Source organism: Tritonibacter sp. SIMBA_163 (assembly GCF_046535935.1).
In the GTDB taxonomy this organism is placed as follows: Bacteria; Pseudomonadota; Alphaproteobacteria; order Rhodobacterales; family Rhodobacteraceae; genus Epibacterium; species Epibacterium scottomollicae.
Window position 1 is genome coordinate 1 of record NZ_JAWJBP010001497.1, and the last position, 231, is coordinate 231.

General features: G+C 64.5%; 1 pseudogene. It reads left to right on the forward strand.

Annotation, left to right across the window (positions count from 1 at the left end):
* Positions 1-182: pseudogene (locus R0J92_RS27275) on the forward strand (histidine/lysine/arginine/ornithine ABC transporter ATP-binding protein); the annotation flags it as partial.
* Between the last annotated feature and the right edge of the window lie 49 nt (positions 183-231).

Below are 231 nucleotides of genomic sequence, written 5' to 3' on the forward strand. Positions count from 1 at the left end.
AGCATCGCCGTCAGCTTGAAGGGTTCCGCTCCCGCCTCGGCATGGTGTTTCACTCGTTCAGCCTGTGGCAGCACATGACGGTGCTGCAAAACCTGATCGAGGGGCCGGTGCAGATTCTCGGCCTCAGCGGGGCTGAGGCCACCGACCGGGCCGAGGCGCATCTGGCCCGGGTGGGCCTTTAGGAAAAGCGCGACGCATATCCTGCCTATCTCTCCGGCGGACAACAGCAGC